This is a genomic window from Pseudomonas sp. 29, assembly GCF_002754355.1.
Lineage (GTDB): Bacteria > Pseudomonadota > Gammaproteobacteria > Pseudomonadales > Pseudomonadaceae > Aquipseudomonas > Aquipseudomonas neuropathica.
Window position 1 is genome coordinate 5533180 of sequence record NZ_PEEY01000001.1, and the last position, 13280, is coordinate 5546459.

Annotated in this window: 14 protein-coding genes and 1 pseudogene; 10 read left to right on the forward strand and 5 right to left on the reverse strand. The window is 54.6% G+C overall.

What is annotated here, in order from left to right; translation table 11 throughout:
• Nucleotides 1–18: 18 nt before the first annotated feature.
• Complete coding sequence (locus tag CLU80_RS25675; protein ID WP_099758761.1) at nt 19–387, forward strand: hypothetical protein; 369 nt, start codon at nt 19–21, stop codon at nt 385–387.
• Nucleotides 388–443: 56 nt separating this feature from the next.
• Here CLU80_RS25675 and CLU80_RS25680 read toward each other — a convergent pair.
• Nucleotides 444–578 (reverse strand): annotated as a pseudogene (locus tag CLU80_RS25680) (LLM class flavin-dependent oxidoreductase); the annotation flags it as partial.
• Nucleotides 579–737: 159 nt separating this feature from the next.
• Here CLU80_RS25680 and CLU80_RS25685 point away from each other — a divergent pair.
• The 5 genes from CLU80_RS25685 to CLU80_RS25705 all read left to right on the forward strand — a co-directional run bounded on the left by CLU80_RS25685 (nt 738) and on the right by CLU80_RS25705 (nt 3676).
• On the forward strand, nt 738–1013 hold the full coding sequence (locus tag CLU80_RS25685) for a hypothetical protein (protein WP_099758762.1): 276 nt from the start codon (nt 738–740) through the stop codon (nt 1011–1013).
• 270 nt (nt 1014–1283) lie between these two features.
• Nucleotides 1284–1808: a hypothetical protein gene (locus CLU80_RS25690; protein WP_099758763.1), complete on the forward strand. Its 525-nt coding sequence runs from the start codon at nt 1284–1286 to the stop codon at nt 1806–1808.
• A gap of 283 nt (nt 1809–2091) precedes the next feature.
• Nucleotides 2092–2784, forward strand: a complete 693-nt coding sequence (locus CLU80_RS25695; RefSeq protein ID WP_099758764.1) for a transposase — start codon at nt 2092–2094, stop codon at nt 2782–2784.
• Nucleotides 2785–2915: 131 nt separating this feature from the next.
• Nucleotides 2916–3152: a hypothetical protein gene (locus CLU80_RS25700; RefSeq protein WP_099759414.1), complete on the forward strand. Its 237-nt coding sequence runs from the start codon at nt 2916–2918 to the stop codon at nt 3150–3152.
• Between the two features lie 92 nt (nt 3153–3244).
• Complete coding sequence (locus CLU80_RS25705; RefSeq protein ID WP_099758765.1) at nt 3245–3676, forward strand: hypothetical protein; 432 nt, start codon at nt 3245–3247, stop codon at nt 3674–3676.
• A gap of 755 nt (nt 3677–4431) precedes the next feature.
• On the opposite strand, the gene CLU80_RS25710 is transcribed toward CLU80_RS25705, so the two are convergent.
• Together CLU80_RS25710 and CLU80_RS25715 are read right to left on the reverse strand one after the other, a co-directional pair.
• A complete protein-coding gene (locus CLU80_RS25710) occupies nt 4432–5475 on the reverse strand; it encodes an LLM class flavin-dependent oxidoreductase (RefSeq protein ID WP_093437590.1) in 1044 nt (347 codons plus the stop codon).
• 152 nt (nt 5476–5627) lie between these two features.
• Nucleotides 5628–6113 (reverse strand): flavin reductase family protein, encoded by a 486-nt coding sequence (locus CLU80_RS25715; RefSeq protein WP_016987069.1) that lies wholly within the window; start codon nt 6111–6113, stop codon nt 5628–5630.
• Between the two features lie 324 nt (nt 6114–6437).
• Here CLU80_RS25715 and CLU80_RS25720 point away from each other — a divergent pair, with 324 nt between their 5' ends.
• The gene (locus CLU80_RS25720) at nt 6438–7844 is read left to right on the forward strand and encodes a purine-cytosine permease family protein (RefSeq protein ID WP_099758766.1); all 1407 of its coding nucleotides are present in this window, start codon (nt 6438–6440) and stop codon (nt 7842–7844) included.
• Nucleotides 7845–8093: 249 nt separating this feature from the next.
• Nucleotides 8094–9194 carry a polyamine ABC transporter substrate-binding protein gene (locus tag CLU80_RS25725; RefSeq protein WP_099758767.1) on the forward strand — a complete coding sequence of 367 codons (1101 nt, stop codon included), beginning with the start codon at nt 8094–8096 and terminating at the stop codon, nt 9192–9194.
• Nucleotides 9195–9320: 126 nt separating this feature from the next.
• On the opposite strand, the gene CLU80_RS25735 is transcribed toward CLU80_RS25725, so the two are convergent.
• Nucleotides 9321–10295: a TerC family protein gene (locus CLU80_RS25735; protein WP_099758768.1), complete on the reverse strand. Its 975-nt coding sequence runs from the start codon at nt 10293–10295 to the stop codon at nt 9321–9323.
• A 164-nt stretch (nt 10296–10459) separates the two neighbouring features.
• Between CLU80_RS25735 and CLU80_RS25740 the strand changes: the two genes are divergently transcribed.
• Nucleotides 10460–11404 (forward strand): Dyp-type peroxidase, encoded by a 945-nt coding sequence (locus CLU80_RS25740; RefSeq protein WP_099758769.1) that lies wholly within the window; start codon nt 10460–10462, stop codon nt 11402–11404.
• Here the strand turns inward: CLU80_RS25740 and CLU80_RS25745 are convergent, their stop codons facing one another.
• Nucleotides 11405–12193 (reverse strand): AraC family transcriptional regulator, encoded by a 789-nt coding sequence (locus CLU80_RS25745; protein WP_099758770.1) that lies wholly within the window; start codon nt 12191–12193, stop codon nt 11405–11407.
• An 84-nt stretch (nt 12194–12277) separates the two neighbouring features.
• Here CLU80_RS25745 and CLU80_RS25750 point away from each other — a divergent pair, with 84 nt between their 5' ends.
• Nucleotides 12278–13276, forward strand: coding sequence for a bile acid:sodium symporter family protein (locus tag CLU80_RS25750; protein WP_099758771.1), 999 nt, complete (start codon nt 12278–12280; stop codon nt 13274–13276).
• Nucleotides 13277–13280: the final 4 nt, after the last annotated feature.

A 13280-nucleotide genomic window follows, 5' to 3' on the forward strand; every position in this document is an offset into this window, starting at 1 on the left:
CATAGGAGCCTGAGCCATTTGAAGTTACACATTCATTTCCCTGACAACCTCATCTCTGATGACTTGCTCAGACAGCAACGGATTCCCTGCCTTTGCAAGGTTTCAACGCAGTTCGAAATTTCCTTCTCGGATACAGTTCCTGAATCATCCGGGATCGTATCTGGCTGGAGTCGTGACGAGTTGGAGCGACGCGCGGTCGCCGGGGCGGGTGGTCAATACACCCACTATGCCAATAGTCTGATTACCTTAAGCAAAATTAGCGAAGGCCTTTACCAGATCATTGATCTTGAAATGTTCTACCGAAGCTTTGGTTGGTGCGCTGTTTTCCGAGATGGACAATACGCACCCGCCGGAAATTTCTGGGACGATGAGCCCACGAAAAACTAAAACGCCCCGAACTCTATCGGGGCGTTTTCATTTACCGGGCCGAGCCAGCAAAGTGTTTACCGAAACTCCGGCACCACATGCTTGATAAACAGCTCCAACGATTTCTTCTTCTCCTCATGCGGCAAGCTGTTATCACACCAGAAACTGAACTCATCCACCCCCAATTCCTGGTAGTACTTGATCCGCGGAAGAAAAATGGGGACAGACCACGTTTAGAAAGCGCTCTGAAAACGTGGTCTGTCCCCTTGTCCCCTTTATTGATCTATTTAAGGCTAAATATCCAAACATTACTGTAAATGTTTTCGATAATGGTGGTGTAATTCGTCCAACCAAGAAAAAAGGAATCTGAGATGTTGCACGAAGAGCGCGTTACGTACGAAATCCTTAAATCATGGGCGCTGGAGTGCTATTACGAGGGGTGCCGTGATCATGCGGTGACGAAGGGGTGGCCTCATGAGCAGATAATGGGATATGTCGATTATCAATTTGAAAACGTTTTTGAACGCCCAGTAGAGAACTTCATGTGGCGGGTCATTTTGTTGGTTCTATCTGGTGGATGGCATCAGGATTGGTGTTCCCGCACGCGCAAATTGCTTGAGGAGCAAATAGACAAAAAATGGAATTGATAATATTTTGACCGGAGTGCCTGCCGATGAATTAGAGTCATTTCGACATGACCTGAAAATTCTGAAGCTCATTTGAAGGTATAAAAGGGCTGGGCTGGAAATAAATGGCAAATAAATGGGGACAGACCACGTTTGAAAAGCACTTTGAAAACGTGGTCTGTCCCCGTTTTATCTACCGAATGGAACCTATTTCCCAAAAAAGGGAAATGACACAAAAGCCTTTGAGGGAAGTGTTCCTCAGTCGGTTCTGGATAGCTTAGGGTTGAAGTGATGAAAATTTATAAAGGTAATATTTCTAAAGAGTCATTGAACCTGTTTGTATCGGATATTGGTTCCGGGGAGTTTTTTTCGTATGTAGGAAATCTGGTTTCACTGGAGCAAACGATTTCTGTTCTAGGTTTGCTTTCTCCTGATTTTATTGAACTTGACGGCCACGTTTTCTGGTTGCCCAACGCTGAGCAATACGACCCACAAAAGTTTCCGCTGAAGGGGCTGGTCGAGACCGACAGTGGTGTGTTGGAGCAAAGTGCATTGCGTAGAGACGTTGAACGATACAGAAATATTTTTTCAATAAATCAGTTCTTTTCAAAGTGGGAAGATGCGCCGGATCGACCCGTGTTTAAGGTTGGTCTGTCGGAAGAAGACTATCGTCTTTGCCACTTGTTTGCCGAGCAGCTCACTGGATATTGGAAGCGCGCGTTATCAGACTGCTTTCCAGAGAAGGTGTTTCAGTTTGAAGTTGCTGACGATCTTCTCGATGAATATGGGGTTTGTCTGACATTCTGGCAATCGTAGTTGTAACCCCCCAGCAGTTCGCCATAGGTCAGGAAAAGTCAGGACATGCCACGTTTAGTTCGCGCTTGGGAGGCAGGCGATGCTCAAGAATTATCCGTAAATGGGCCGTCCCCGTTTTTCCGTTTTTCGCTGGAACTGTCGCGCTGGATAAATGGGGTCAGACTGGATAAATGGGGTCAGACCACTTTAATGTAGTTGGCTGCAACAATACGTAAAAATTTGCCGTCATTTGTGCCTTGCGGCCCGCTAAGCTTTCAGTTCGACCAATTGAAAGGATTCATCGATGCCGCGTAGACCACGAGTTTTGATACCAGGCGTTCCGTTGCACTTGATTCAGCGAGGAAACAATAGGTCTGTGTGTTTTTTTACCGACGAAGACTATCTTTTTTATCTGGAGCTTTTAGACGAACAGGCTTCTAAAAATGAATGTGATATTCATGCGTGGTGCCTAATGACCAATCATGTTCACTTGTTAGTCAGTCCTCATTATGCCAACAGCGCAAGCCTGCTGATGAAAGGTGTCGGCCAGAGGTACGTCCAATACATAAATCGTGCGTATAGTCGCAGCGGAAGTTTGTGGGAAGGCCGGTATCGTTCATGCCTTGTTGAGAGTGAACGATATTTGTTGTGCTGTTATCGATACATCGAAATGAATCCCGTCAGAGCGAAAATGGTAAATCATCCGGCAGAATATCGCTGGTCAAGTTACCGTGTTAACGCACACTCAGAGCGATCACACATTGTTACCCCTCATGCTCAGTATTTGGCGCTTGGAGGGCAGGGAAGGCAGCCGGCAGAAGCTTACCGCGAACTGTTCAAAAATGACTTAGAGTCAGAATTGGTTGACCAGATTCGTGACGCGACCAATGGAAATAATGTTTTTGGCGGTTCAAAGTTTGCTGTTGATGTCGAGGAAATGATCGGTCGTCGCGTGCAGCGAGGGAGCCCGGGACGGCCAAAAAAATCGATCATTTAGTGAAAACGTGGTCTGTCCCCTTTTTATGTTCAGAGTTTGGTGCTGTGGCTTTTGAGGATATTGCTGGTCTGGTGATGCATGTTCGTCAAGAATTTCAATAGATTGAGTGGGTGAATGAATAAGAGGTGTACGTGGCTATTTATATAGAGATGGATAAGGTTGTAGAGACTGAAGCATATGTGGAATATACGTTTGGCCGGGACGGTGACGTGGGTCTGATACAGCTAGATAAAATAAAGGAAACTATAAGCGTCATTAAAGAGTGCCCGTTGGATGGAAGCGGAAAATGGTCGGAAAGAGCGGGTATGAAGCTCGCTCAGCTTTTCGTAAAAGGCGCGTATCCTGAGAAAACCCAGTGGGCTTCTTGAGAAAGGATAGAGAGAAAATGGGGAAAGATTCTCGGGGATTCCCCGCGCTAATTGAGTTAAATCCCGGGTTTATTGCGTGTAGATCATAAGTGATGAAGAATTTTTTCTATTATCAATCGCTTCCTGACTCGATGCCTGTAGAAGATGTGGCAAACGAGTTTCATGAACTGCTGATCGAGAAACCTTTTTCTGGAAAATCAAAGTTTGATTTTTTACAGGCTCTGTTAGAACTCAGCGATCGTCAGTGGCACACCTATGAACAGTTGTGCGAGTCACTAAAGACTCAAATAGAAAAAACCTTGATCAATGAGTGGGATGGGTTTGATTTTGATTTTGCTCAGGGGGCGATCGTCGTTGCGGCACACCTTGGATTGGCGGGACTGTTTGACTTTATATCAAGCCAGAATGTCAGTGAGCTTTCGTCAGAAGTGGCTATCGAGATCAAAGAGGCAATTGCTGAGCTGGGTAGTAATATCGCTGATCCGTATAGTGGTATGAAATTGATAGGTGGAGACTACGTTTAGCGAGCATTTGGAAATGTCAGCTAGCCCCGTTTTCCACCGTTTCGAAGTCAACGTAGCCTCATCGAAGTCTGAACCATTTGGAATGGAATGGGGACAGACCACATTTAGACAGCACTCCGAAAATGTGGTCCATTCCCGTTTTTCCTTTCGGATTATTGACCGTGGTAACCCATAATGAATGAATCCTATCCAACAGCATGCGAGCAGTGTAGAGGCGAATTAGTTGTCTTCAATGAGGGTAGCACTCAGGGAACACGCTGCGATCTGTGTGGCTGGTCGGTAGTTACCACCAATATGCCCGGCATCCAGCTGGATGAGTGCAGGTATGAGGTTCGCTGTCGCGGCGACTATTGGAATCAAGCACAGATAAGGGCGGTTTCCGAGGTGACAGGTCACAATTTTTTAATGTCGAGAGATATGCTCCAGCAAGGCTCTACTCTGGTGTTTAGCGGTCAGGCGAAGTCGGTCCTACGGGTTAGAAATATTCTTGTATCAGCTGGGGTCGCTTGTGAGATTGCGCCTGATTTTTGCTGGATATAAATTGACTCTGGCGATGAAGGCCAATTTTTCGCAGGCAGCCATGAGTCAACAACAGGAGTTGATGATTGACCAGGTATAGAGGCGGATTTCACAAGATAGATTTTTTGAGTTTTGATTCTGCGGTGGGAATATCCCAAAAGAATATTTGCATGCTGAACTGAAAAGCCCCGAACTGCTCGGGGCTTTTTTATTTGGGGCAGGCAATCAGCAGTGACTCACCGAAATGCCGGCACCACATGCTTGATAAACAGCTCCAACGATTTCTTCTTCTCCTCATGCGGCAAGCTGTTGTCACACCAGAAACTGAACTCATCCACCCCCAATTCCTGGTAGTACTTGATCCGTGGAATGATCTCTTCCGGCGTACCAATCATCGCCGTCTTGTGCAAACTCTCCAGCTCAAACTCCGGACGCCCGGCAAACTTCTCTTCCGGGCTCGGCGCGAGGAAACCGTTGACCGGCGTCTCCTTGTTACCAAACCACGCATCGAAAGTGCGGTAGAAGCGTGAAATAGCTTTCGCGCCGACTTTCCAGCCATCCGGATTATCAGCGGTGTGCACGTGAGTGTGGCGCAGCACCATCAATTGCGGACGCGGCACATCCGGGTTGTTATCCAGCGCAGTCTGGAACTTGTTCTTCAGGTCGAGGACTTCTTCGTCGCCCTTCATCAGCGGCGTGACCATCACGTTGCAGCCGTTGGCCACGGCGAAGTTGTGCGAATCCGGGTCGCGGGCGGCGATCCACATCGGTGGGTTCGGCTTCTGGATTGGCTTCGGCACGCTGGTGGAGGTGGGGAATTTCCAGATGTCGCCGTCGTGGGCGTAGTCGCCTTGCCACAGGGCGCGGACCACCGGGACCATTTCGCGCAATGCCTGGCCACCGCTGGAGGCTGGCATGCCGCCGGCCATGCGATCGAATTCAACCTGATAGGCGCCACGGGCCAGGCCGACTTCCATGCGGCCATTGCTGATGACGTCGAGCAACGCGCATTCACCGGCAACCCGCAGTGGGTGCCAGAACGGCGCGATGATGGTGCCGGCGCCGAGGTGGATGGTGGTGGTTTTCGCGGCGAGGTAGGCGAGCAATGGCATCGGGCTCGGCGAGATGGTGTATTCCATCGCGTGGTGTTCGCCGATCCACACGGTGCTGAAACCGCCGGCCTCGGCCATCAGGGTCAGTTCGGTGAGGTCTTCGAACAGTTGGCGGTGGCTGACGCTTTCGTCCCAGCGTTCCATGTGGATGAACAGGGAAAATTTCATGACGCTTCCTCGGGTCTTTTATTGTTGAGGCTACAAAACTTGTAGGAGTGAGCCTGCTCGCGATGGCGGTGTGTCAGAAAACATATCGACATCGGATAAATCGCTATCGCGAGCAGGCTCACTCCTACAGTTGATTTGTGCGGGGCTGACGATCAGGCCAGGACGGGCAGGGCGCCCATCTTGCCGTGGCAGTACACCAGCGGGCCGGCGATTTGCTCGGGAACGATCAGGTTCTTCACCGCGCCGACCATGATGGCGTGGTCGCCGCCTTCGTATTCGCGCCACAGCTCACATTCGATGATAGCTGTCGCGTTGGCCAGGATCGGGTTACCCAGTTCGCTCAAGGTCCATTCGATGCCTTGCGCCTTGTCCTTGCCTTTGCGGGCGAAGGCGTAGGCTTCGCTTTGCTGGCCGCCGGACAGAACGTGGATGGCAAAGCGCTTGTTCTTGATCAGTACCGGGTAGGAATCGGAGCTGTAGTTGGGGCAGAACAGCACCAGCGCCGGATCCATCGACAGCGAGCTGAACGCACTGGCCGTCAGGCCGACGATCTGGCCGTCATCGTCCAGCGTGGTGATAACGGTTACGCCGGACGGGAACGAGCCCATGACTTGTTTGTAGATGGCGGCATCGATCATTGGTCGGTCCTCGGGTGTGGTGCTGCTATTTTTATGTGTTTGTTGGTCTGATGGTATACCAGTATTCGATCTTTGCAAGGCCTTTTAAGCTGAACCGATAAACGTGCCGCGTTCGTCGGAAACTCAGCATTTACGGGGCTTTCGGCTGGTCTGCAGGCCACGGTTTCAGCGAGGATGGCGTATCAGCTGGCGTCGTAAACTACGGATCAGTCTTGTGAATTGTTTGGAATACCATAATATGGTCTGCATCTGAGGGGCGGCCAGAGAGTCCCCCCGGTTTGGCTTCATACAACGATAAGAACAGACAAACTCGAGTTCATGCATATGTCCCAGATGTCCCGGCAAGATCCGTTGATCGAGAACCATACGGTCGACTACGTCCCACTCGCGGAACGCCACGGGAAGGCCCGCGACCTATTCACTCTTTGGTTCAGCACCAACATTGCGCCACTGCCCATCGTCACCGGCGCCATGGTGGTTCAGGTGTTCCATCTCGATTTGCTCTGGGGGCTGCTGGCGATTGCGCTGGGGCACATGATCGGCGGCGTGGTGATCGCGCTGGCCTCGGCGCAAGGCCCGCGCATGGGCATTCCGCAGATGGTCCAGAGTCGCGGCCAGTTCGGCCGTTATGGCGCGCTGCTGATCGTGTTCTTCGCCGCGCTGATCTACATCGGTTTCTTTATTTCCAACATCGTCCTGGCGGGTAAATCCATCGTCGGCATTGCGCCGTCTGTGCCGGCGCCATTGAGCATTCTCATCGGCGCACTGGCGGCCACGGCGATTGGCGTGATCGGCTACAACTTCATTCACACGCTGAACCGCATTGGCACCTGGGTGATGGGCGGCGCGTTGCTGGCCGGGTTCATCTATATCTTTGCCCATGACTTGCCGGCGGACTTCCTCACTCGCGGCAGTTTTAACTTGTCCGGTTGGCTGGCGACGGTGTCGCTGGGGATTATCTGGCAGATCAGCTTTTCGCCGTACGTGTCCGATTATTCGCGCTACTTGCCGGCCGATATCGGCATAGCCAAGCCATTCTGGGCGACTTATCTGGGCGCAACGCTGGGCACGATTCTGTCGTTCAGCTTTGGCGCCGTGGCGGTGCTGGCGACCCCGGAAGGCACTGACGCGATGGTCGCGGTCAAGCAATCGACCGGGTGGCTCGGGCCGATTCTGATGGTGTTGTTTCTGCTCAACATCATCAGCCACAACGCGCTGAATCTGTATGGCGCGGTGCTCTCGATCATCACCTCGATCCAGACCTTCGCCAGCCAATGGACGCCGAGCATCAAGGTGCGCGTCGTGTTGTCGAGCGTAGTGCTCGCGGGTTGCTGCGTGGTCGCGCTGGGTGCTTCGGCGGATTTCATTTCCGAGTTCATCGGTTTGATTCTGGCGCTGCTGCTGGTGCTGGTGCCATGGGCGTCGATCAACCTGATCGACTTCTACCTGATCAAGCGCGGCTGCTACGACATCACCTCGATCTTCCGCGCCGATGGCGGGGTTTACGGGCGCTTTAATCTGCACGCGATCATTGCCTACTTCATCGGCATTATTGTGCAGTTGCCGTTCGCCAACACCTCGCTATACGTCGGGCCGTACGCCAATCTGGTCGAGGGCGCGGACTTGTCCTGGCTGGTGGGCCTGGTTGTCACCGTGCCGTTGTATTACTGCCTGGCCACACGCGGCCAGACTCAGCAGAGCAGGGCGGCGAGATTGGGTTACACCGACTGAGCTGATCCGTTACTCGACAATGCCCGGCCAAGTGCCGGGCATTGTTGTTTCCGCATCCTGGCGGTCAATCAAATTGGCCACATCGATCCCCTTTTGGCCCATCCCCCACTGTGCTCCAGCTACGCTGTCAGCAAGAATCAAAACCACAACAAGACGCTCGACCCTTTTTACCCTTGGCTACCTTTACAGCCGCTGCCGTGTACAGAACATAAAAACCATCGAACTCACGCTGCCTTTTGGGGAACAACCATGGTCACGATGAAACGCATTCTGGGTGCCACTGTGTGTGGGCTGACGCTGCTGGCCGGCGCTGTCCAGGCTGAGCAACGCGAACTGCGCGTGTACAACTGGGCGGACTACATCCTGCCGTCCGTGCCCAAGGATTTCGCTGCAAAAAGCGGCATCAAAGTGACCTGGGACACCTTCGACACTAACGAATCCCTCGAAGCCAAGCTGCTGACCGGCAACTCCGGTTACGACCTGGTGGTGCCGTCGAACCAGTTCCTCGAAACGCAGATCAAGGCTGGCGTATTTCAGAAACTGGATAAATCGAAACTGCCGAACTGGAGCCATCAGGATCCGGAACTGTTGAAACTGCTGGGCAAGAACGATCCGGGCAACCAGTACGGCGTGCCTTACATGGTCGGCACTGTGCTGATTGGCTTCAACCCGGCCAAGGTCAAGGCTGCATTGGGCGACAACGCGCCGGTGGACAGCTGGGATCTGGTGTTCAAACCGGAGAACATGGAAAAACTCAAATCCTGCGGTGTAGCGATGCTTGATTCGCCGACAGAAATCCTCCCGCTGGCCCTGCATTACCTGGGCCTCGACCCGAACAGCCAGAACCCCGCCGACTATGAAAAAGCCAAGGAGTTGATGCTCAAGGTTCGTCCATACGTGACGTACTTCAACTCGGCCAAATACATGACCGACATCGCCAACGGCGACATCTGCGTGGCGATCGGTTACTCCGGCAGCTTCTATCAGTTCGGCAACCGCGCCAAAGAGGCGAAAAACGGCGTAGTGGTCGACTGGCGTCTGCCCAAGGAAGGCGCGCCGATCTGGTTCGACACCTTCGCGATTCCGAAGAGCGCGAAGAACGTCGCCGAAGCGCATGAATTCCTCAACAACCTGCTCGATCCGAAAGTGATCGCACCGATCAGCGACTTCCTCGGCTACCCGAATGCGAACAAGGATTCGATGCCGCTGATCAACAAGGAAATCACCGGTAACCCGAACCTTACACCGACCCCGGAAGCACTGAAAAACCTCTACGTCGTGCAGCCGTTGCCGCAGAAGCTCGAGCGCGTGCGTACTCGCGTTTGGACCAGTATCAAGTCTGACAAATAGATATGGGCTGAACGAAATCCCTGTGGGAGCGAGCTTGCTCGCGAAGGCGTCGGATCATCCAGCATCATCGTTGAATGACACACCGCTTTCGCGAGCAAGCTCGCTCCCACAGGTTTATGTAGGGTGTCATTCGGTGCTGCGTTCAGCATTTCGGGTGATGACAAGGCTCAGCAAAACCGAACTCAGGATGACCCCACCCACCACCGCCAGCGACCATTCCACCGGCATGTGCAACCACGGCATCAACACCATCTTGCCGCCGATAAACACCAACACAATCGCCAACCCATACTTGAGCAAGTGAAAGCGGTCCGCCATATCTGCCAGCAGAAAATACAGCGCGCGCAGGCCCATGATCGCGAAGATATTCGAGGTGAAGACAATGAACGGATCAGTCGTCACGGCGAAGATTGCCGGGATGCTGTCGACCGCGAACATCAGGTCACTGGCCTCGATCAGCACCAGCACCAGAAACATCGGCGTGGCCCAGCGCACGCCGTTGTGCAGGACGAAAAAACGTTCGCCATGAAAGCTGCTGGTGATGCGCATATGCCCGCGCACCCAGCGCAGCAACGGATTCTTGTCCAAGTCTGGCTGGTGGTCGGCAAACACCAGCATCTTGATCCCGGTGATGATCAGGAACACGCCGAACGCGTACAGCAGCCACTCGAACTGCGACACCAGCCACACGCCGGCAAAAATCATCACCGCGCGCATCACGATCGCCCCGAGCACGCCGTACAGCAGCACCCGCCGCTGTAACTCCGGAGGTACGGCGAAGTAGCTGAAGATCATCACGAAGACGAACATGTTGTCGATCGACAGCGATTGCTCGATCAGATAACCGGTAAGGAATTCGAGGGTTTTCTGCCGGGCAATGTCAGCGCCGAACGCACCGTGCAAATACCACCAAAGCAGCGCCGCGAAACTCAGTGCCAGCAGGCACCAGGCGATGACCCAGGACAAGGCTTCGCGAACCGACACCCGGTGCGCCTTGCGCCCACCGAAGACAAACAGGTCCAATGCCAGCATGGCAAGCACGAAGACGATGAAGGCGGCCCACATCCACGGTTCGCCGATATTGATGTTTGTGGCTGGCATGTCACGCTCCCTGTCTATTCTTGGATTGGGGTCAGACGAGGCCATGCTAGCGACGAGTTTGCGGCAAAGAAAAATCGTTTATTTCTACGCAACAGTTCGATAAAAACGAACTATCTGCCCTCGTTATCAGCTCGGGCATTTTTTACGGAGCAATGTTTTCAGCGATGAATACCGACATTCTCGAACCTCAAGCGGTGTGCAGTCCGATCACCAGCAGTGCGATTTTCATCGTCGCGACGCTGAATGCCGGGCCTGAAACCGCGCAAACCGTCAAAGACTGGTGCGGCGATGTCGCCGGGCTGGTGCGTTCGGTTGGCAAGCGCGTACCGACCGGCAATCTGACCTGCATCTGCGGCTTTTCCTCGAACGCCTGGGATCGCCTGTTTGGCAATCCGCGCCCGGCGTCGCTGCACGATTTTCGCGAGTTTGGCGAGGAAGGGCGGCACGCGCCGGCAACCCCGGGCGATCTGCTGCTGCACATTCGCGCCGATCAAATGGACCTGTGTTTTGAACTGGCCACGCAGATCATGGCGGTTCTCGGCGATGCAGTGACGGTGGTCGACGAAGTGCAAGGTTTTCGCTATTTCGACATGCGCAGCATCATCGGTTTTGTCGACGGCACGGAAAACCCGGTCGGGCGCAAAGCGGTCAACTTCACCATCGTCGGTGACGAAGACCCCGAGTTCAGCGGCGGCAGCTACGTGCTGGTGCAGAAATACCTGCACAACATGACCGCGTGGAACGGCCTGAGCGTTGAAGCGCAGGAGCGCGTTATCGGTCGCACCAAGCTCTCCGACATCGAACTGGATGACGCGGTCAAACCGAGCAACTCGCACAGCGCACTGACCACCATTACCAATGCTGACGGCGAGGAAGTGAAAATCCTCCGTGACAACATGCCGTTCGGCCGGCCGGGGGCAGGGGAGTTCGGCACGTTCTTTATCGGTTACGCGCGCTCGCCCGAGCCGATCGAGCAGATGCTGGAAAACATGTTCGTCGGCAAGCCACCGGGTAATTACGACAAGTTGCTGGATTTCAGCACCGCCGTCACTGGCAGCCTGTATTTCGTGCCGTCAGCGGACTTGCTGGAAGCACTGGCGGATCGCTGATCAGCGAAAAAACTCCCCCGGCGTTTCGCCAAACTGTTGGCGAAACGCGGCGATAAACGCCGAGGTCGAGTCGTAACCACAGGCCAGCGCAACGTCGGTGACGCGTTCGCCTTTTTCCAGCGGTGTCAGTGCACCGAGCAGGCGCAAACGCTGGCGCCAGGCGCGGAAGGTCAGGCCGGTGTCACGTTGAAACAGGCGGGTTAGGGTCTTTTCGGTGACGCCGAACTTCTCGCTCCAGTGGCTCAGTGTGGTCTGCTGTTCCGGGTGTTGCTCAAGGCTCTGGTAGATCTGCTTCAAGCGGGCGTCTTGTGGCAACGGCAGCATCAGATCGATCTGCGGCGCCTCGGCCAATTGATCGAGGATGACCTGGGCCAGACGTCCGTGCGGGCCGCTTTGCTCGTATTCCACCGGAACCTCACTGAACGCGCGGATCAGTTCCCTGAGCAGATCGCTGACACCGAGCACATGGCAGCGCTCAAGCGCCCATCCGGCGACGCTGCAATCGATGTAGAGACTGCGCATTTCCGTGTGCGGCGAGCTGAACACCCGATGCGGCACGCCCGCCGGGATCCACACGGCGCGCTCCGGCGGAGCGACAAAGCGGCCGGCGCTGGTCTGGATTTCCAGTACGCCCTGAATCGCGTAGGACAGCTGCACCCACGGGTGACTATGCCGCCGGGTCAGGGCGCGATTGGGCAGTGATTCGGTGCGGCCGTAGAGCGGGCGCGGCAGGCTGGGCAGCCCGGGAATGCTGCGACGGACGCTTTTCTCATGTCCTTTAGGCGGCATCTTGTGACCCTTCGGCGTTAGTCGGTAATTGGCAGTCACGTTAGAGTCGTCGGCACGCACTGGCAACCCCCGGATGAACCGACCATGACTCGCCCCCGCTTTTTGCCTGACAACTTCACCCTGACGCTGATCGGCGTCGTGTTGCTGGCCAGCTTCCTGCCGGCCAGCGGCCAGGTCGCCGTCGGCTTCGGCTGGCTGACCAACCTCGCCATCGCGCTGCTGTTTTTCCTGCATGGCGCCAAGCTCTCGCGCGAATCGATCATTGCCGGTGCCGGTCACTGGCGCCTGCATTTGCTGGTGTTCGGCCTGACGTTTGTCCTTTTCCCGATTCTCGGGCTGGCGCTGAAACCGCTGTTGTCCCCGCTGATCGGCGACAAGCTGTACATGGGCATGCTTTACCTGTGCGCACTGCCGGCCACGGTGCAGTCGGCGATCGCGTTCACCTCGCTGGCCCGGGGCAACATTCCGGCGGCGATTTGCAGCGCGGCGGCGTCGAGTTTGTTCGGGATTTTCCTCACGCCGCTGTTGGTGACGCTGTTGCTCGACGTCCACGGTGATGGCGGTTCGACGCTGGATGCGATCCTGAAAATCAGCGTGCAATTGCTCCTGCCATTCATTGCCGGGCAGATCGCCCGTCGCTGGATTGGTGCGTGGGTCGGACGCAACAAGAACTGGCTGAAGTTTGTCGATCAGGGTTCGATTCTGTTGGTGGTTTACGGCGCGTTCAGCGAGGCGGTCAACGAAGGCATCTGGCATCAGATTCCCGTCGTCGATCTGCTGGGATTGGTGGTGGTCTGCTGCATTCTGCTGGCGCTGGTGCTGTTGGCGTCGACGCTGTTGGGCAAGGCGTTCGGCTTCAGCCAGGAAGATCGCATCACCATTCTGTTCTGCGGCTCGAAAAAGAGTCTGGCCACCGGCGTGCCAATGGCGCAGGTATTGTTTGCCGGTAGCACGATTGGCGTGTTGATTCTGCCGCTGATGTTGTTCCATCAGATTCAACTGATGGTCTGTGCGGTGCTGGCTCAGCGTTATGCGAAACGGCCGGAATCGGTGCCGGAACTCATGGCGCAAGTCGATCCATAACACG